Raw genomic sequence first — 18,220 nt, 5'->3', positions numbered from 1 at the left:
CTCACGCCTCCAATGCCGCGAAGGCGGAAGAAAGATCGGTGACCACGGTGATGCGGTCGAGGGCGGCCTGGGGCACGAACTTACGGTCGTAGAGTTCATCGATCCACCGGAACAGGCCGCGGTAGAAGCCATCCGGGTCCAGCACCACCACGGGCTTATTGTGCTGTCCCAGATGGCCTCCGGTCCAGCTTTCGAAAAACTCTTCCAAGGTGCCAATTCCGCCAGGCAAGGTAAGGAAGGCGTCGGCCCGATCCTCCATGATCTGCTTGCGCTGCCGCATGGTGTCTGTGACAACCAGCTCGTCGGCGTCCACGTCGGCAACTTCCCTGTGCACCAGGTGTTTCGGGATCACCCCTACGGTGTTCGCGCCGCCGGTGCGCGCCGCGACGGCCACCGCGCCCATCATCGAGACGTTGCCGCCACCGGATACCAATTGCCAACCACGCCTGGCGATCTCGGCACCCACCTCGGTGGCGAGCGCCAGATAGTTCGGGTCGACGGTACTCGCGGAGCAGTAGACACACACTGCATAGGGCTGCTCGCCCATCACTTCACCTCCATCGGCGACGCACACGTCGCGGAACCACGGAATCAGACAGCTGCGGGGGCGCGCCCCCGGTCACCACAGGTCTTCGGTGCCGATCGCATCCTCCGCCGCGCCCGCCTCGGCGGTGGCCAGGATGATCTGCACCGCCTCCTCGATGCTGTCGGTCACGTGCAGCAGGCCGAGGTCGCCCGGCGAGATCTTGCCGGAGCCGCCGAGCGAATCGCGCAGCCAGTCCACCAGCCCGGCCCAGTACCTGCTGCCGAACAGGATGATCGGGAAGCGGGTGATCTTGCGGGTCTGCACCAGCGTGAGCGCCTCGAACAGCTCGTCGAGGGTGCCGAAGCCGCCGGGCAGGCAGATGAACGCCTGCGAGTACTTCACGAACATCGTCTTGCGGACGAAGAAGTAGCGGAAGTTGATGCCGAGGTCGACCCACTCGTTGAGGCTCTGCTCGAACGGCAGCTCGATGCCGAGGCCGATCGAATAGCCGCCCGCCTCGCAGGCGCCGCGGTTGGCGGCCTCCATCGCGCCGGGGCCACCGCCGGTGATCACCGCGAAGCCCGCCTTGGCCAGCGCGGCGCCGAGGGCGCGGCCCGCCTCGTACTCCGGATGATCGGGCCCGGTGCGCGCGGAACCGAAGACGGTGACCGCGCGCGGCACGTCGGCGAGCGCGCCGAAGCCTTCGACGAATTCGGCCTGAATGCGCAGCACCCGCCACGGGTCGTTGTGCACCCAGTTGGCGTCGCCGCGCTGATCCAGCAAATTCCGGTCGGCGGTGCCGACGCCGTCCATCCGCTCGCGCCGGAAGACGATCGGCCCACGGAACTTGGCTTTCGGCTTCGTCGTATTGGCGACCTCACGGTCGGCGGCGTCGGTGGACATGCCGACCACGCTACCGGGAGATCGGCACCGGCAACCTGGTGGACAGGAGAAGTCGTCCGACGTTCAGCAGGTCGATTCTGCGCCGAGACGGCGCCGCAACGTGGTGGTCAGCCGCATGTGGTCCCGGTGGCCGAGTGCCGAAGCTCATCCTGACTTTCCGGTCAGGTAGTCGCGCAGCATCGCGGTGACGGCGGTGATCTGGTAGACCGGGACGTGCTCGTCTCGCTTGTGCGCGAGGTTCGGGTCGCCGGGGCCGAAGTTCACCGCGGGGATGCCACGGGCGGCGAAGCGGGCCACATCGGTCCAGCCGTACTTGGCGCGCACGCCACCGCCGCCGTGGCTGTTCACCGAGGCGACCAGATCCTTGGCGGCCGGGGCGGACAGGCCGGGCAGCGCGCCGGGGGCGGAGTCGGTGACTTCGAAGGTGAGCTCCAAGCCGGTGAAGACCTCGCGGACGTGCTCGACGGCCTGCTCGACCGTGCGGTCAGGGGCGAAGCGGAAGTTCACCTCCAGCTCTGCGGCATCGGGCACCACGTTGCCTGCCACGCCGCCCGCGACGCGAACCGCGGACAATCCCTCGCGGTAGACGCAGCCGTCGATGTCGACCTCGCGGGCACGATAGTCGGAGAGCCGCTGCAGGATCGGGGCCAGGGCGTGAATAGCGTTGTCGCCGAGCCAGGCTCGCGCCGAGTGCGCGCGCACCCCCGCGGTGGACAGCCGAACACGCAGCGTCCCTTGGCAACCCGCCTCGATCCAGCCGCCGGACGGCTCGCCGAGCACCGCGAGATCACCGGAAAGCCACTGCGGCAGGTCGCGCTCGATGTGGCCGAGACCGTTGAATTCCGAGGCGATTTCCTCGCAGTCGTAGAAGATCAGCGTCAGGTCGTGCACCGGATCGGCGACCGTCGCGGCCAGGTGCAGGAACACCGCGTCGCCGGACTTCATGTCGACCGATCCGCACCCGTAGAACACCCGCTCCCCCGCCGGGTTCACCGCGAAATGACCAGGCACGTTGTCCGCGATCGGCACGGTATCGAGGTGGCCTGCCAGCACCACCCGCGTCGGCAACCCGCGATTCGTCCGCGCCAGCACCACATTCCCGTGCCGCAGCACCTCGAACCCGGTCGTCTGCTCGCGCAGCGCCTGCTCGACGACGTCGGTGATCTGCGCCTCGTCCCTGGACACGCTCGGGATATCGACGAGGGCAGCGGTCAACGTAATCGGATCAGCACGCAGGTCGATGGTCACGTCCCCACCCTACGACCGTGCACACGGCCGCACCTCCGATAGGCACACCGCGGGGCTGTGGTGCCGTGGCACACAGCGGAGGAGGAGGGTCACCGTCGGCGGCCGCGGGTCGGTAACCTCTGTGAACGTGAGTACTCAGGGAGCAGCAGCAGTCGGTATCGCCAACGTGACCGCGGACGGGACCGTCCTCGACACCTGGTACCCGAGCCCGGAGCTCGGTGACTTCGCCGAGACCGGGACGAAGCGGATCGACGACGCGCCCGCCGAGTACGCGGCGCTGCTCGGCGTCGACGAGGCACGCGGCGTCGACGTGGTCGCGGTGCGCACCACGATCGCCGACCTGTCCGCCGCACCCGTCGACGCGCACGACGTCTACCTGCGCCTGCACCTGCTCTCGCACCGGCTGGTCCGCCCGCACGAGGTGAACCTGGACGGGCAGTTCGGGCTGCTCAGCAACGTGGTGTGGACCAACCACGGACCGGCGGCGGTCGACGGCTTCGAAGCCACCCGCGCCAAGCTGCGCGCCCGCGGCCCGGTGACCGTGTACAGCATCGACAAGTTCCCGCGGATGGTCGACTACGTCGTTCCGTCCGGTGTGCGCATCGGCGACGCCGACCGGGTCCGCCTCGGCGCGCACCTCGCCTCCGGCACCACCGTGATGCACGAGGGCTTCGTGAACTTCAACGCGGGCACCCTCGGCGCCTCCATGGTCGAGGGCCGGATCTCCGCGGGTGTGCTGGTCGGCGACGGCTCCGACATCGGCGGCGGCGCCTCGACCATGGGCACGCTGTCCGGCGGCGGCACCACGGTCATCTCGATCGGCGAACGCTCCCTGCTCGGCGCCAACTCCGGCCTCGGCATCCCGCTCGGCGACGACTGCGTCGTCGAAGCAGGCCTCTACCTGACCGCAGGCACCAAGGTCACCGGCCCGGACGGCACCGTCGTCAAGGCCGCGACGCTCAGCGGCCAGAACAACCTGCTGTTCCGCCGCAACTCGCTGACCGGCGGCGTGGAAGTGGTGCCGCGCAAGGGAACCGGCATCGAGCTGAACGCCGCACTGCACGCCAACGACTGAGCGGCACAGCAGGTTAGGTGAGGCGTTTCTTCTGGACCTTGCCCATGGCGTTGCGCGGGAGCGAGTCGACCACGCGGATCTCCCTCGGGCGTTTGTGCACCGAGAGTTGTTCGGCCACATAGGCGATCAGGTCTTGCTCGATCGAATCGGCTGCGGCGCCGCGCAGGACGACGAAGGCGACGACGCGTTGGCCGAGATCGGGGTCGGGCAGGCCGACGACGGCTACCTCCGCGATGTCCGGGTGCCCGAGCAGGACGGTCTCCACTTCGCCTGCGCCGATGCGGTATCCGCCGGACTTGATGAGGTCGACCGATTCCCGGCCGACGATGCGGTGGAAGCCTGCCGCATCGATCACGGCGACGTCGCCGGTCTTGAACCAGCCGTCGTCGGTCCAGCTTTCCGCGGTGGCCTCTGGTCGGTTGAGGTAGCCGTCGAACAGCATCGGGCCGCGCACCTGCAGGCCGCCGATGCTTTCGCCGTCGTGCGCGACATCGGCGCCTGCTTCGTCGCGCAGCCGGGTCTGCACGCCGCGCACCGGGGTGCCGACCCAGCCGGGGCGGCGTTCGCCGTCGGCGCGGGTGGACAGGGTGATCATGGTTTCGCTCATGCCGTAGCGCTCGACAGGCGCATGACCGGTGAGTTCGCGCAGCCGCTCGAAGACGGGGACGGGCAGCGGCGCACTGCCGGACACGAGCAGCCTGGCATCGGCCAATTGCTTTGCCGCGTCCTGGTCTTCGACGATGCGTGACCAGACGGTCGGCACGCCGAAGTACAGCGTGCCGCGCGCGGCGGCGTAGGCCTGCGGTGTCGGTTTGCCGGTGTGCACCAGTGGGCTGCCGACCCGAAGCGGACCGAGCACGCCGAGGACGAGGCCGTGCACGTGGAACAGCGGAAGTCCGTGCACCAGTGTGTCGTTCGCGGTCCACGCCCAGGCGTCGGCCAGCGCGTCGAGGCCTGCCGCGATGGCGCCGCGGCTGAGCACAACACCTTTGGGCAAGCCAGTGGTCCCTGACGTGTACAGCACGAAAGCCGTAGTGGCCGAACCCGGTTCGGGGTAGGTATGCCATGACCTGGCGTGCACCCGCACCGGAATCGCAGGCAACGCGCTGTCCGCAGGCGCCTTTCCAAGCCATGCCTGCGCGCCGGAATCGGCCAGGATATGGGCGAGTTCGGCGGTCCCCGAGTCCGGCGGCACCGGAACCACGGTCACCCCGGCGATGAGGCAGCCGACGATCGCGAGCACCGTGGTCACGGTCGGCTCGGCAAGCACCGCGACCCGCTCGGCCCTGGCGACCCGCTCGGCGACCGAGGTGGCGGCGCCGAGCAGATCGCTGCGCGACAACGTCGCCCCGTCGATGGTGATGGCATTCGGGATATCCGCACCGCCTGCGACGGCGAGCGGATCCAGGGAACTGAGCAGCAGCGGCGTACCGAATGACATGCGCCCAAACTACTTCGCCCGGCCGGACACACCCAGGCAACCTCGGCCGATCACAGGTGGATCACCCTCGAGAAGTGACGGTTGACACACCCGATGAGGCGGTGAGAAGGTTCATGCATAGCCTTCTCAATGAGACAGGGGTCAACGATGACCAGGCCATATCGCGCATCGACGCACGAACCGCGAGAGAACGGCGGGCGCACGCAGCCGCCGGACGATTTCGACGTCGCGGAGCTCCTCGACGGCTTCGCCGCCTTTCTCGGCGGCACCGCGAACGTCATCATGCAGTTGAGCACCCCGCCGGTCGGCTACGGCGTGGTGGAAAGCACCGTCGACAGCGGCAAGGTCATGCTGCATCCGATCAAGCGGTTGCGCACCACCGTCACCTATCTCGCCGTCGCGATGTTCGGCACCGCCGACGAGCGCTCGGATTACCGTGCGGCGGTGAACCTTTCGCATCGACAGGTGCGGTCGACCGGGTCGAGTCCGGTGCGGTACAACGCCTTCGACCCGGCACTGCAGCTATGGGTGGCCGCCTGCCTGTACTGGGGCGCGCAAGACATGTACGAGCGCATGCACGGGCCGATGGACGAGGCGACCGCCGACGCCTTCTACCAGTTCAGCGCCCGCTTCGGCACCACGCTGCAGATGCCTGCCGAGATGTGGCCCGCCGATCGACATGCCTTCGCCGAGTACTGGGCGAAGCACCTCGCCGCCACCACCATCGACCCGCCGATCCGCGCCTACTTCAACGACCTGATCGACCTGAAGATGCTGCCGCGCCCCGCCCAGCTCGCCTTCGGCCGGGCGCACCGATTCTTCGTCATCGGCCTGCTGCCGCAGCATCTCCGCGACCAGATGGGCTGCGCATGGAGCGAGCGCGACGACCACGCGCTCGACCGCATCATGCGTGCCGTCGGCACCACCCAGGCGTTGCTGCCGCGGCCGGTGCGGCTGCTTCCGGTGAATGCCTATCTCCTCGATCTGCGCATCCGCCGCCGTCTCGGCCTGCGCCTGGTCTGAGCGCCTGGGCAGTTGATCAACAATCGCGTGTCGCGATCGCGTTTTCCCCGCCGCGCAGTGTTATCTCGAAGGGCACGAAGAACACCGTTTGTCTCGACGAGCACAGCACCCGAAGCAATGGGGGGCCGAGCCAGGAGGAAACGATGGGCTATCGGACCGTTGCGATCGCGGCAGCCGCCGCGGCGACGTGTTGCGCGTTCACCGCGGCGATCGCGCACGCGGAGAGCTATGAGCTCGACGGCGTCCCCGCACGGACCGCGATCTCGGTCCGCTCCCCCTTCGGCGCGCAGTGGAGCACCGCGAACGAGCACGAGCAACGGGCCAGCCTGTCGCTGATCAAGCTCTACCTCGCCGATTATGCGCTGCGCCACGGTGACGGGTCGCGCGCGGACCGCGACCTCGCCGAGCGGATGATCCGCTACTCGGACGACAGTGCGGCGACCACGATGGCGGCGAAGTACCCGCAGTCGATCAATGCCGTTGCGGCGGAATACCATCTGGCCGACACGCACGCGGCGGACGACTGGGGCGCCGCGACAACGAGCACCGCGGACGTGGCCGACTTCCTCGACACGAAGAAGCGCACCGAACCCGCGTCACCGATCTTCGAATGGATGGCCGCCGCAGGCGAGATCGCAGTCGACGGCACCGAACAGGATTGGGGCACCGCACGTTTGCCGTTCGTCCTCGGCACCAAGTGGGGGTGGTCCGATGTCGGCGCGCCCGATGTCGCGTCGGCCTCGTTCGGCCCAGGCTTCACAGTGGCGGCGCATAGCCACGGTTCGGCGGACGACCAGACCGCCGACCTGCTCGAGGCGCTACCGAGGGCCACGCGCGAACTGCTTGCCGCGCACTGAGTTCAGGACCGGTGCGGAGTGCTCGGCACCCGGAACGACACCACCACATGATCACGCGCGAACTGCCGGATCGCCGCATCGTCGTGCAACGGAATCACCGTTTGCGGCGTCAGTGCGAGCGACAGCGCGGTGCGGGCGATCATCTCCGCCAACGGTTCCGGGTCGTAGTCGGGCAGCTTGCCCTCCTGCTGCAACCTGCTGATGAACTCGGCCAGATAGTCCCTGCCGAGTTCGAGGACCGGCGCGCCCTTGACGGTGAGGTAGGGCAGCACCAGCTCGGGCTCGGTGGCGAGCAGCCGGTGCACGAGCTCGTTGTCGCGCAGGCCCTTGATGAACGCGGCGAACAGTTCGACGATCTGCGCTTCCGCGCTGGCGTCCCGATCGACCTGCCGTTGCAGCGCCGCGTCGACGCCCTCGACGAACTCGCGGGTCTGCCGCAGCCCGACCGCCTCGATCAGGTCCGATTTGCTGGCGAACCGCCGATACAGGGTGGCCAGCGACAGCCCACAGCGCCGGGCGACCTCGACCATGCTGGTGCGTTTGATGCCGAAGTCGAGGAAGGCCAGCATCGCGGCATCGAGCACGCGCGCCTGGTTGCGATCCTCCGGGCCGGCGTTCCGCACCAGCGGCAGCAGTTTGGTCAGCCTCGACATGCCTTCCACCCTATCCGCGTCGACGAAACGATGACACAAACATCCTCGCAGAGCTTCACGCCGGATGCCGGATATCAGGCCCATTGACAGGGATTCCGAGACAATGAGATGGTGAGGGCATAATCTTCTCACCGTTCGCTCATCGGAGAGCGGGCGGACACAGAAAGACGGGGTCGACGATGACCGCACCGCTGTACGCCGCGAACGATCCGAATTCGAGCCGGTCCGCACGCCCGGCAACCACGACACTCACGCCGGACGACGTCGGGCAGTACCTGGACGGTGTCACGGCCTTCCTCGGCGGCACCGCCAATGTCATCGTGCAGCTCAGCCTGCGCCCGGTCGGCCGCGGCGTGCTGGAGAGCACCGTCGACAGCGGCAAAGTGACGCTGCATCCGATCAAACGGCTGCGCACCACGCTGAGCTACATCGCGGTCGCCCTGCTCGGCACCGAGGACGAGCGGGTGGCCTACCGCGAGGCGGTCAACGTCTCGCACCGTCCGGTGCGCTCCGGGCCGGACAGCCCGGTCAAATACAACGCCTTCGATCCCACATTGCAGCTGTGGGTTGCCGCGTGCCTCTACTGGGGCATCGACGACCTGTACACCCGCATGCACGGGCCGATGGACGCCGACCTCGCCGACGACTATTACCGCTACTGCGCGCGACTCGGCACCACCCTGCAAATGCGTCCGGAGCTGTGGCCCGCCGATCGTGCGGCGTTCCAACAGTATTGGGACGAGAACCTCGCACTGCGGAGTATCGAACCGGCGCTGCGCGACTACTTCAACGACTTGATCGACCTGAAGATGATGCCCAAGCCGATCCAGTTCACCTTCGCCAGGCTGCAGCGCTTCACGGTCACCGGGCTGCTGCCGCAGCACCTGCGCGACGAGATGCAGCTGACCTGGACCGACAATGATCAGCGCCGCTTCGATCGGATGATGCGCGGCATCGCCGCCGTCACCAACCGAATGCCCAAGCAGGCGCGGATGTTTCCGCTCAACGCCTACCTGTTCGACCTGCGCAGGCGGATGCGGCTCGGCAAGCCGCTGGTCTAGTCAGGACTTGCTGACCAGCGCACGCAGGAAGAACGTGAGGTTGGCGGGTCGCTCCGCCAACCGCCTGGTCAGATAGCCGTACCACTGGCTGCCATAAGGCACGTACACCCGCACCGCTTTGCCCGCCGCAGCGAGCCGCACCTGCTCGCCGTCCCGAATGCCGTACAGCATTTGGTGCTCGAATCGACCTGGGCCACGGCCTGTTTCGGTGACCAGCTGCTCGGCGGCGGCGATCACGGCCGGATCGTGCGATGCCACCATCGGGTAGCCGTCGCCACGCATCAGGATCGCCAGGCAGCGCAGATAGGAGTCGGTGACCTCGGCCGACCGCTGGAACGCGACCTCGTGCGGCTCCCGATAGGCCCCCTTGCACAACCGGATTCGCGAGCCCGCGCCGGACAGATCCCGACAGTCCACCTCGGTGCGGTGCAGATACGCCTGCACAACCGCCCCCAGCCAAGGGAATTCGCCGCGCAGCTCGGTGACCGTCGCCAAAGTGGCCGCGGTGGTGGTGTGGTCCTCGGCGTCCACCGTCACCCACACGCCGGCCTGCGCCGCCTTGGTGCACAGGATGCGCAGGTTCTCGGTTGCGATCGTCGGTCCGTCTTCGGGCAGCGCCTGCCCCAGCGCGGAAAGCTTCACCGACACCTCCACCGGCGCGGCCTCGATGCCGGCCAGCGGCGGCCGCTCCAGCGCCGCTAAATCGTTGATCAACGACAGATATTCGGCCACTGTCGCATCGGCCTGCGCGCGGTCGGTGGTGTTCTCCCCGAGAAAGTCCACGCTCACCATCCGGCCGCTGTGCAACAGCTGCTGCGCGACGGTGATCAGGTCGTCCCTGGTCTCCCCTGCCACGAACCGGCGCACGATATCGGAGGTGACCGGAATGCCGGTGAGCGCCCGTTTCAGTCGCGGCGACCCCGCCGCCGCGAGAATCACCGGCCGCAACGGATTCACCAGCGCCCCCTGCTCATTCGTCACCCGCCATGTGCGGGTAGCGGTAGCCGGTGGGCGGCACGAAGGTTTCCTTGATGGTGCGCGGGGCGACCCAGCGCAGCAGGTTCAGCGGGGAGCCCGCCTTGTCGTCGGTGCCGGAGGCACGGGCGCCGCCGAACGGCTGCTGGCCGACCACCGCGCCGGTCGGCTTGTCGTTGATATAGAAGTTGCCCGCCGCGAATCGCAGTGCGGCGCCCGCCTGTTCGATCGCCGCGCGGTCTCGCGCGAACACCGCGCCGGTCAGTGCGTACGGTGTCGCCGACTCGGCCTCGGCCAGGATCGCGGCGTACGCACCGGGTTCGGCGTCGTCGTACACGTACACCGAAAGGACCGGCCCGAAATACTCGGTCGCGAACGACTCGTCGTGCGGATCGTCGGCCAACAGCACCGTCGGCTGGACGAACCAGCCCTCGCTGTCGTCGTAGGTGCCGCCGACCGGGATGGTGATCCCGGCGTCCCTGGCCCGCCGGATGGCGGCGGCGTTCTTGTCGAACGCGCGCCGATCGATCACCGCCCCACCGAAATTCGACAGATCGGCCACGTCGCCATAGCTCAGCTCGCCGGTCAGCTGCAGGAAGTCGTCACCCATCGTGCGCCACACCGACCGCGCGATATAGGCGCGGGAGGCGGCCGAGCACTTCTGTCCTTGATATTCGAAGGCACCACGAATCAGCGCTGCCCGCAAGGCATCCGGATCGGCGGACGGATGCGCGACGATGAAATCCTTGCCGCCGGTCTCCCCGACCAGTCGCGGATAACCATGGTACCGGCCGATATTCGCGCCGACCTGCTGCCACAGGTACTGAAAGGTCTTGGTGGAGCCGGTGAAATGGATGCCTGCGAGCCGGGGATCGGCCAGCGCCACCTTCGACAGGTCGATGCCGTCGCCGGTCACCATGTTGATCACACCGGGCGGCAGGCCCGCCGCCTCAAGCAGCCGCATCGTGTAGAACGCGGACAGCGTCTGCGTCGGCGACGGCTTCCACACCACGGTGTTGCCCATCAACGCGGGCGCGGTCGGCAGGTTCCCGGCGATCGCGGTGAAGTTGAACGGCGTGATCGCGTAGACAAAGCCTTCCAACGGCCGATAGTCGAGCCGGTTCCACACCCCGGCGCTCGATTCCGGTTGTTGCGCCATGATCTGGCGTGCGAAGGCGACGTTGAACCGCCAGAAGTCGATCAGCTCGCACGGCGCGTCGATCTCGGCCTGCTGCGCCGATTTCGACTGACCGAGCATGGTCGCGGCGGCGATCGTCTCGCGCCACGGACCCGCCAGCAGGTCGGCGGCACGCAGCAGGATCGCCGCGCGTTCGTCGAACGGCAGCGCCCGCCAGCCGGGTGCGGCCGCGGTCGCGGCGTCGATCGCGCCTTGTGCCTCCGACGGTGTGGTGTCGGTGTAGGTGCCGAGCACGTGACGGTGCCGGTGCGGTGCGACGACGGTGTGCCGCTCGCCGCTGCCGGGCCGGTGTTTACCGCCGATCACCAGCGGAATCTCGACCGAGTCCGCGGCGATCTCGGCAAGCTTGGCGACAAGCCGTTCCCGCTCGGGACTGCCCGGTGCGTAGGAATGCACGGGCTCGTTGACTGGAACAGGAACAACCGTGACAGCGTCCATACTTCAGGCTAGCGCTCCCCCGCTGCCGGGAGAGCGCTGCCGATCGTCAGCGGCGGGTGGCGTGTCGTCGCGGGTCTGCGGTGGCGCGCAGCTCAGCCCGCGGTCAATCGCTGCGCCGCGGTGGCGATGCGCTCGTCGGTCGCGGTAAGGGCGATGCGGACGTGTTCGGCGCCGGTGGGGCCGTAGAAGTCGCCGGGGGCGGCGAGGATGCCGCGGTCGGCGAGCCAGTCGAGAGTGGTTCGGCACGGTTCACCGCGGGTGGACCACAGGTAGAGGCCGGCCTCCGAGTCGTCGATTCGGAAACCTGCCGCCGCCAAGGCCTTTCGCAGCACATCCCGGCGGGCGCGGTACCGCTCCCGCTGCTGCGCCTCGTGCGTGTCGTCGCCGAGCGCAGCGGTCATCGCGGCTTGGATGGGGAACGGCATCATCATGCCCGCGTGTTTGCGCACCTCGAGCAGCTCGGCGACCAGCGCAGGGTCGCCTGCGACGAAGCCTGCGCGATAGCCGGCCAGGTTGGAGGTCTTCGAAAGCGAGTGCACGGCAAGCAGGTTCGTGTGGTCGCCGCCCGAGACCTCGGGATCGAGGATGGACACCGCCCGTCCGTCCCACGTCAGGCCGAGGTAGCACTCGTCGGAGGCGACGACAACATCGCGCGCCCTGGCGAATTCGACGACCTTGCGCAGATGGTCGACGCCGAGCACCCGTCCCGTCGGGTTCGACGGCGAGTTCACGAAGATCAACGCGGGCGTCCGAGGGCCGAGCTGGGTCAGTCCGTCGGCGCGGGCGACCTGCGCACCGGCCAGCAGCGCGCCGACCTCGTACGTCGGATAAGCGACCTCGGGGATCACGACCAGATCGTCGGCACCGAGGCCGAGCAGCCGAGGCAGTCCGGCGATCAGCTCCTTGGTGCCGATCACCGGCAACACCGCCGCCGGGTCGAGTCCGGTGATCCCGTAGCGCCGTGTGAGCGAGTCGACCGCGGCCGCGCGGAGCTCGGGCGTGCCGTGCGTGGCCGGATAACCGGGCACGGCGGACGCCGAACTCAGCGCCTCCCGAATCAGCGGGTCGACCCGATCCACCGGCGTGCCAACGGACAAATCAACGATGCCACCCGGATACGCCGCCGCCTTGGCCTTCACCGAAGCGATGGTGTCCCAGGGAAAATCAGGGAGCAGACTGCTGACCCGACGACGTGCGGGCACGGAGCTACTCACTCGCCATGGGCGGTAGTTCCTTGATGAACGGCGGGTCGTAGTCGACCTTGCCGACCTTGGTCGCGCCACCGGGCGAACCGAGCTCGTCGAAGAAGTCGACGTTGGCGTTCACGTATCCGCTCCACTGGTCCGGGGTGTCGTCTTCGTAGAAGATCGCCTCCACCGGGCACACCGGCTCACATGCACCACAGTCCACGCATTCGTCGGGATGGATGTACAGCATGCGACCACCCTCGTAGATACAGTCCACGGGGCATTCTTCGATGCATGCCTTGTCCTTCACGTCAACGCACGGTTCAGCGATGATGTACGGCACTGCCGTTCTCCTAGTCTGTCCTCACCTTGCGGGGATAGTCCGCCCAGCGAAACCCTATCCGGACACCCCACGCTACTCCGGGTCAGCCTTGCCTAACTTCCGATGTTCCGCACGACACTGAGGTTGTCCGAAAGCACCGCCCGGAGCTGGGCATTCCGCGCCCGGCCTCGTCACTATCGGTCCACCGAGTCCGTGGCCGGCCCGCCGACGCTCGAATTCGATCGCAACGGCAGGCCCCGACTATCGTCGGCGACGGCTCGCGGCCGTTACCCGGCCAGCCTACGCCGTCAGCCGACCGAAAGTGGCAACGCCGAAACCTTGTGTTGCGGAACGCCGTACGTCGTGGTCCGTTCTCGAGCCGGGCGACCGATGCCAGCGGCGATATCGACGAGCTCGGCGACCGTCTTGGCCGACCCGTGCTGGGAGCCCGCCATCCGGGAGATGGTTTCCTCCATCAGCGTGCCGCCGAGATCGTTGGCGCCGCTGTTGAGCATCACTCTGGTTCCGGTGGTGCCGAGCTTCACCCAGCTGGTCTGGATGTTGTCGATCCGCCCGTGCAGCATGATTCGTGCCAGCGCGTGCGCGGCCCGGTTGTCCCGGATGGTCGGGCCGGGCCGCGCCGCGCCCGCCAGGTACAGCGGGGCGCTCTGGTGCACGAACGGCAGCAGCACGAATTCGGTGAAACCGCCTGTCTCGTCCTGGATTCCACGCAGCACGCGCAGGTGGCCGACCCAGTGCTTCGGGTTGTCCACGTGGCCGTACATCATCGTCGAGCTGGACCGAAGGCCGACCTGATGCGCGGTGGTGATCACCTCGATCCAGGCCGAGGTCGGCAGCTTGCCCTTGGTGAGCACCCAGCGCACCTCGTCGTCGAGGATCTCCGCCGCGGTGCCGGGGATGGTGTCGAGCCCGGCCTCCTTCAGTGCCACCAGCCAATCGCGGATGCTCTGCCCGCCGCGCGAGGCGCCGTTCACGATCTCCATCGGGCTGAAGGCGTGCACGTGCATCGACGGCACCCGCTGCTTCACCGCGCGCACGATGTCGGCGTAGCCGGTGACCGGCAGATCGGGATCGATGCCGCCCTGCATGCAGACCTCGGTGGCACCGTCGACGTGCGCCTCCCATGCCCGGTCGGCGACCTCGTCCGTGCTCAGCGTGAACGCGTCGGCATCGCCCTTGCGCTGGGCGAACGCGCAGAACCGGCAGCCGGTGTAGCAGATGTTGGTGAAGTTGATGTTCCGGTTCACCACGTAGGTGACGTCGTCGCCGACGGTGTCGCGGCGCAGCTGGTCGGCCAGCGCGGCGACCGCCTCCAGATTCGCGCCGTCGGCCGTGGCCAGCGCCAAATACTCGGCGTCGGTGAGCCCGGCCGGATCCTGCTCGGCCGCACGCAGCGCGGCGAGCACATCCGAATCGAGCCGCTCCGGCGTCGCGACGGCGAGATCGCGGGCCTGCTCCCTGATGGTGTCCCAATCGCCGAACGCGCCGACCACGTCCTGGCCGAGCGCGGAATCGCTGCGGCTCTCGGTGTTGCGGCCCTCGGTATCGATCGAGGTGTTCAGGTCGACGCGCCCTGCGGATTCCCAGGACTGGTCCGGTTCCTGCCACGGCAGGCCGACCGGCATCGCGTCCGAATTGGCCAGGCCGGTGGCCGGATCGGTCAGCGCGGCGACGTGCACGCCGATCCGCGGATCGATCCACGGGCTCCCCGCGCGCACATATTTCGGATGCGCGGAGGTGCGTTCCACCAGTTGATATCCGGCCGCCTCGGTGATCTCGCGCAGCGTGTCCAGATTCGGCCACGGCCGCTCCGGGTTCACGTGGTCCACCGTCACCGGTGACACGCCGCCCCAGTCATCGATGCCCGCGTCGATCAATGCCTGGCAGTCCTCGTGCGACACCAGGTTCGGCGGCGCCTGCACCGGCACGTCCGGCCCGAGCAGCAGCCTGGTCACCGCGATGGTGGCCAGGAATTCCTCGATGCCCGCGTCGGGGACGTCGCGCATCGCGGTGTCGTCCTTGGCGCGGAAGTTCTGGATGATGACTTCCTGGATATGCCCGAAAGCCTTGTGCTGCTTGCGAATCGCCATGATCGACTCGGCACGTTCGGTCAGTGTCTCGCCGATGCCGACCAGGACGCCGGTGGTGTACGGGACCGAAAGGCGGCCCGCGTCGGTGATGGCGCGCAGCCGGACCGCTGGGTCCTTGTCCGGGCTGCCGTAGTGGCAGTTGCCCTTCTCGGTGAACAGCCTGGTCGCGGTCGTCTCCAGCATCATGCCCATCGACTGGGCGACCGGCTTGAGCCTGGAGATCTCCTCCCACGACATCACACCGGGATTCAAGTGCGGCAGCAGGCCCGTCTCCTCCAGCACCATGATCGAGACGGCGCGCAGGTAGTCGAGGGTGGAGTCGTAGCCGCGCTCGTCGAGCCACTGCGCGGCCTCCGGCCAGCGGTCCTCGGGGCGGTCGCCCAGCGTGAACAGGGCCTCCTTGCATCCGAGCGCCGCACCGCGCCGCGCGATGTCGAGCACCTCGTCCGGCTCGAGGAACATGCCCTTGCCCTCGGCGCGCAGCTTGCCCGGCACGGTCACGAACGTGCAGTAGTGGCACTTGTCCCGGCACAGCTTGGTGAGTGGGATGAAGACATTGCGCGAGTAGCTGATCGTTTTCGGGCGCCCCGCCGATTCGAGCCCAGCATCACGCACCCTGGCGGCACTGTGGCTCAGGTCGATCAGGTCGTCGCCGGTCGCGTGCAACAGCACCGCCGCCTCGTCCACGTTCAACGTGACACCGTCACGGGCCCGTCGCAACGCCCGGCGCATGGCCGATGGAGAAGGCGGTGCGGATGGGACGCTCGGGTTAGCTAGATCAGTCACGGTCTCGATCATGCGCTACACATCCGGAACTGTCTCCCTCCAGTGCTGACGACTGAGCGTAACGACCGCAACGCTGCGGACCGATCAGCCCACGCTCATCACGGCGCCCTGGACAGCGAGGCACCATGTGAGCGTTGACAACTGCTTGCGGCTCGGCACTATTCCTGCGGGCCCTTGGATATTCCCGGCGGCGGACGCGTATTCGACGCCGGGTGCGCGCCGCGCCGCACTCGTTCGGCGTCCCCACCAGCGCGACTTCATGGAAGCATGGGCAGCATGTCGCAGCCGCGCACGATTCTGGCCGATCCGGCCTGGCGTCCCAGTCCGAAGGCCAAACTCCTGTGGTCCGTGCAGGCCGCACTCTTCTGGATGTTTCCGTTCGCGGGCCTGATCGTCTGGGCGGTGCTCGACGCAGGCAATCGCGGTTGGCAGCTCACGGTCCTGCTGGTGGTGCTCGCGCTCGCGGCACTGAATATCGGGGCGGTGCCGTGGTGGCGATACGCGGTCCATCGCTGGGAGGTCACCGAGGAGGCCGTGTACACCAGGGTCGGCTGGATCACCCAGGAGAGCAGGGTGGCGCCGATTTCCCGAGTGCAGACCGTCGACACCGAACGTGGACCGCTGGAGCGGCTGTTCGGGCTGGCCACCGTGACGGTGACCACGGCGTCGTCCGCGGGCGCGGTGCGCATCGAAGGCCTCGACTTTCCGGTGGCCGAGGAGACGGTGACGCGGCTGACCAGGATCGCCGCCCAGCATCGAGGCGATGCGACATGAGTGAGCACAGCGAGCGAACCGAGAACACCGCCGAGCCCCTGTCTTCCGTTGCACCGCAGACGGATCAGCCATGGGCGCGGCTGGACAAGCGAATGTTGCTGGTACATCCGGTCACCGAGGTGGTCAAGTTCATCCCGGTGCTGATCGGTTCGGTGATCCTCGGCACCAGCAGCGGCAACCACGGGTGGAGCATCATCCCGCTGGTGCTGATCGTCGGGTTCGCCCTCACCCGCTGGTTCACCACCACCTATCGGGTCGGGCCGACCCATGTCGAGTTGCGCACCGGACTGATTCAGCGCAAGAAGCTGTCGGTGCCGCGCTCCCGAATCCGTTCGGTGGATATCGAAGCCGACCTGCTGCATCGGCTGCTCGGGCTGGCGGTGCTGGCCATCGGCACCGGACAGCAGGCGGATTCGGGTGAGAAGTTCAAGCTGGACGCGCTCGACGCACGGTTGGTTCCCGAGCTGCGGGCCGCGCTGCTCGCGCACACGGCCGCACCGAACAGCGTTGCCGGACAACCGGTTACCGACGCGGACCCGAATGATGCCGCGGCACAAGAAGATCAGGCGAGCCCACCGGCCCGTGAGATCGGGCACTGGCAGCCGCGCTGGGTGCGGTACGCGCCTCTGTCCTTGACCGGTTTCGCGATCATCGCACCGATCGTCGGCCTCGCCTTCCAGTACGGCGTCGGGCAGGTGTTGTTCCGCTCGGACGCGGTGCGCCGGGTGGAGAACGGTGGCGCGATGATCGTCGCGATCAGCGCGGTCGCCCTGGTCGTCGTGATCGTGCTCGTGGTCAGCGCCGCCGCCTGCGCCCGGTATCTGGCAACGTATTTCGGCCTGACCGTCCTCGATGACAGCCGGACCCTGCAGCTGCGGCACGGCCTGTTCACCACCCGCCAGATCACCTTGGATCTGGCGCGCTTCCGCGGCGCGACGGTGAACGAACCACTGCTGCTGCGGCTGGCCGGCGCCGCCGAACTCGAGGCCATCATGGTCGGCGAGAACCCGAGGCAGAAGATCCTCCCGCAGGCCCCACGCCCGGCGATCGAGCACACGCTCGGCCACCTGCTCGCGCCGAATGACCTCCAGGACAAGGTCATTGCCCCGCAGCCGATCGCACATCCCGGCAGCGCCCCGCTGCTCGCGCACGGTGCGGTCGCGCGCCGCAGGCGGTACAACCGCACGCTCGCGCCGATCGCCGTCGCCGCGGCCGTCATGCTGATCGTTTCGCTTGCGGGCGTTGCGTTTTCGCCATGGTGGTGGTGCGTGCCGATCCTGCTCGTCCCGTTGGCGATCGCGCTGGCCGAGGATCGCTACCGCGGCCTCGGTCACACCGTCCTGCCCGAAACCGCCACCGGCCCAGCCTGGTTGATCACCCGCTCCGGCTCATTGGACCGGGACCGGGATTGTCTGGAGGCTCCCGGCGTGATCGGCTGGACCGTCCGGCAAAGCTTCTTCCAACGTCGCGCGGGCGTCGCCACCGTCGTCGCGGCCACCGCGGCGGGCAAGAAGCGTTATCACGTGCTCGACATCGAACTCGACCAGGCGTGGGCGCTCATCGATTCGGTCACGCCCGGCCAACTCGGCGACCGGACAAGCCGACTCGACAAACGCTAGTGCCTCGCCACGGACGGGCGGTG

Annotated in this window: 16 protein-coding genes; 6 read left to right on the top strand and 10 right to left on the bottom strand. The window is 68.0% G+C overall.

Annotated elements, in window-relative coordinates:
• Position 1: 1 nt before the first annotated feature.
• The 3 genes from NA11_RS23990 to dapE form a co-directional block, all read right to left on the bottom strand.
• Positions 2-547 carry an LOG family protein gene (locus tag NA11_RS23990; protein WP_069164227.1) on the bottom strand — a complete coding sequence of 182 codons (546 nt, stop codon included), beginning with the start codon at positions 545-547 and terminating at the stop codon, positions 2-4.
• Positions 548-619: 72 nt separating this feature from the next.
• Positions 620-1,429, bottom strand: a complete 810-nt coding sequence (locus tag NA11_RS23985) for an LOG family protein (RefSeq protein ID WP_069164281.1) — start codon at positions 1,427-1,429, stop codon at positions 620-622.
• A gap of 144 nt (positions 1,430-1,573) precedes the next feature.
• Complete coding sequence (gene dapE / locus NA11_RS23980) at positions 1,574-2,677, bottom strand: succinyl-diaminopimelate desuccinylase (protein WP_069164226.1); 1,104 nt, start codon at positions 2,675-2,677, stop codon at positions 1,574-1,576.
• Between the two features lie 127 nt (positions 2,678-2,804).
• Here dapE and dapD point away from each other — a divergent pair, with 127 nt between their 5' ends.
• The gene (gene dapD / locus NA11_RS23975) at positions 2,805-3,752 is read left to right on the top strand and encodes a 2,3,4,5-tetrahydropyridine-2,6-dicarboxylate N-succinyltransferase (RefSeq protein WP_069164280.1); all 948 of its coding nucleotides are present in this window, start codon (positions 2,805-2,807) and stop codon (positions 3,750-3,752) included.
• 13 nt (positions 3,753-3,765) lie between these two features.
• On the opposite strand, the gene NA11_RS23970 is transcribed toward dapD, so the two are convergent.
• The gene (locus tag NA11_RS23970; RefSeq protein ID WP_174567719.1) at positions 3,766-5,193 is read right to left on the bottom strand and encodes an acyl-CoA synthetase; all 1,428 of its coding nucleotides are present in this window, start codon (positions 5,191-5,193) and stop codon (positions 3,766-3,768) included.
• 147 nt (positions 5,194-5,340) lie between these two features.
• Here NA11_RS23970 and NA11_RS23965 point away from each other — a divergent pair, with 147 nt between their 5' ends.
• Both NA11_RS23965 and NA11_RS23960 read left to right on the top strand, forming a co-directional pair.
• A complete protein-coding gene (locus NA11_RS23965; RefSeq protein ID WP_069164225.1) occupies positions 5,341-6,216 on the top strand; it encodes an oxygenase MpaB family protein in 876 nt (291 codons plus the stop codon).
• A 143-nt stretch (positions 6,217-6,359) separates the two neighbouring features.
• Positions 6,360-7,073 carry a serine hydrolase family protein gene (locus NA11_RS23960; RefSeq protein WP_069164224.1) on the top strand — a complete coding sequence of 238 codons (714 nt, stop codon included), beginning with the start codon at positions 6,360-6,362 and terminating at the stop codon, positions 7,071-7,073.
• 2 nt (positions 7,074-7,075) lie between these two features.
• Here the strand turns inward: NA11_RS23960 and NA11_RS23955 are convergent, their stop codons facing one another.
• Positions 7,076-7,726, bottom strand: a complete 651-nt coding sequence (locus tag NA11_RS23955; protein WP_069164223.1) for a TetR/AcrR family transcriptional regulator — start codon at positions 7,724-7,726, stop codon at positions 7,076-7,078.
• Positions 7,727-7,905: 179 nt separating this feature from the next.
• Here NA11_RS23955 and NA11_RS23950 point away from each other — a divergent pair, with 179 nt between their 5' ends.
• Positions 7,906-8,787, top strand: coding sequence for an oxygenase MpaB family protein (locus tag NA11_RS23950; RefSeq protein WP_069164222.1), 882 nt, complete (start codon positions 7,906-7,908; stop codon positions 8,785-8,787).
• On the opposite strand, the gene NA11_RS23945 is transcribed toward NA11_RS23950, so the two are convergent.
• The 5 genes from NA11_RS23945 to NA11_RS23925 form a co-directional block, all read right to left on the bottom strand.
• The gene (locus NA11_RS23945) at positions 8,788-9,768 is read right to left on the bottom strand and encodes a proline dehydrogenase family protein (protein WP_069164221.1); all 981 of its coding nucleotides are present in this window, start codon (positions 9,766-9,768) and stop codon (positions 8,788-8,790) included. It abuts the gene before it with no gap.
• Entirely contained in the window at positions 9,758-11,398 is a 1,641-nt protein-coding gene (pruA, locus tag NA11_RS23940) for an L-glutamate gamma-semialdehyde dehydrogenase (protein ID WP_069164220.1), read from the bottom strand. The genes NA11_RS23945 and pruA overlap by 11 nt, the downstream gene beginning before the upstream one ends.
• Positions 11,399-11,490: 92 nt before the next feature.
• Entirely contained in the window at positions 11,491-12,600 is a 1,110-nt protein-coding gene (gene dapC / locus NA11_RS23935) for a succinyldiaminopimelate transaminase (protein ID WP_069164219.1), read from the bottom strand.
• A 4-nt stretch (positions 12,601-12,604) separates the two neighbouring features.
• A complete protein-coding gene (gene fdxA / locus NA11_RS23930; RefSeq protein ID WP_014987978.1) occupies positions 12,605-12,928 on the bottom strand; it encodes a ferredoxin in 324 nt (107 codons plus the stop codon).
• 287 nt (positions 12,929-13,215) lie between these two features.
• Positions 13,216-15,816, bottom strand: coding sequence for a bifunctional FO biosynthesis protein CofGH (locus NA11_RS23925; protein WP_069164218.1), 2,601 nt, complete (start codon positions 15,814-15,816; stop codon positions 13,216-13,218).
• Positions 15,817-16,080: 264 nt separating this feature from the next.
• Here NA11_RS23925 and NA11_RS23920 point away from each other — a divergent pair, with 264 nt between their 5' ends.
• Both NA11_RS23920 and NA11_RS23915 read left to right on the top strand, forming a co-directional pair.
• On the top strand, positions 16,081-16,578 hold the full coding sequence (locus NA11_RS23920) for a PH domain-containing protein (RefSeq protein WP_084655018.1): 498 nt from the start codon (positions 16,081-16,083) through the stop codon (positions 16,576-16,578).
• On the top strand, positions 16,575-18,197 hold the full coding sequence (locus NA11_RS23915) for a PH domain-containing protein (protein ID WP_069164216.1): 1,623 nt from the start codon (positions 16,575-16,577) through the stop codon (positions 18,195-18,197). Before NA11_RS23920 ends, NA11_RS23915 begins: the two co-directional genes overlap by 4 nt.
• The last annotated feature ends 23 nt before the right edge of the window (positions 18,198-18,220 follow it).

It is taken from the genome of Nocardia altamirensis NBRC 108246 (assembly GCF_001612685.1).
In the GTDB taxonomy this organism is placed as follows: Bacteria; Actinomycetota; Actinomycetes; order Mycobacteriales; family Mycobacteriaceae; genus Nocardia; species Nocardia altamirensis.
This window is presented reverse-complemented; position numbering and strand designations above follow the sequence as displayed.

Bases quoted from the DNA above. Each gene is read 5' to 3' on its own strand.
- NA11_RS23955 (WP_069164223.1), bottom strand. From the start codon at position 7,726: ATGTCGAGGCTGACCAAACTGCTGCCGCTGGTGCGGAACGCCGGCCCG.
- NA11_RS23960 (WP_069164224.1), top strand. From the start codon at position 6,360: ATGGGCTATCGGACCGTTGCGATCGCGGCAGCCGCCGCGGCGACGTGT.
- NA11_RS23970 (WP_174567719.1), bottom strand. From the start codon at position 5,193: ATGTCATTCGGTACGCCGCTGCTGCTCAGTTCCCTGGATCCGCTCGCC.
- NA11_RS23915 (WP_069164216.1), top strand. From the start codon at position 16,575: ATGAGTGAGCACAGCGAGCGAACCGAGAACACCGCCGAGCCCCTGTCT.
- NA11_RS23925 (WP_069164218.1), bottom strand. From the start codon at position 15,816: ATGATCGAGACCGTGACTGATCTAGCTAACCCGAGCGTCCCATCCGCA.
- NA11_RS23920 (WP_084655018.1), top strand. From the start codon at position 16,081: ATGTCGCAGCCGCGCACGATTCTGGCCGATCCGGCCTGGCGTCCCAGT.
- NA11_RS23990 (WP_069164227.1), bottom strand. From the start codon at position 547: ATGGGCGAGCAGCCCTATGCAGTGTGTGTCTACTGCTCCGCGAGTACC.
- pruA (WP_069164220.1), bottom strand. From the start codon at position 11,398: ATGGACGCTGTCACGGTTGTTCCTGTTCCAGTCAACGAGCCCGTGCAT.
- NA11_RS23965 (WP_069164225.1), top strand. From the start codon at position 5,341: ATGACCAGGCCATATCGCGCATCGACGCACGAACCGCGAGAGAACGGC.
- NA11_RS23950 (WP_069164222.1), top strand. From the start codon at position 7,906: ATGACCGCACCGCTGTACGCCGCGAACGATCCGAATTCGAGCCGGTCC.
- NA11_RS23985 (WP_069164281.1), bottom strand. From the start codon at position 1,429: ATGTCCACCGACGCCGCCGACCGTGAGGTCGCCAATACGACGAAGCCG.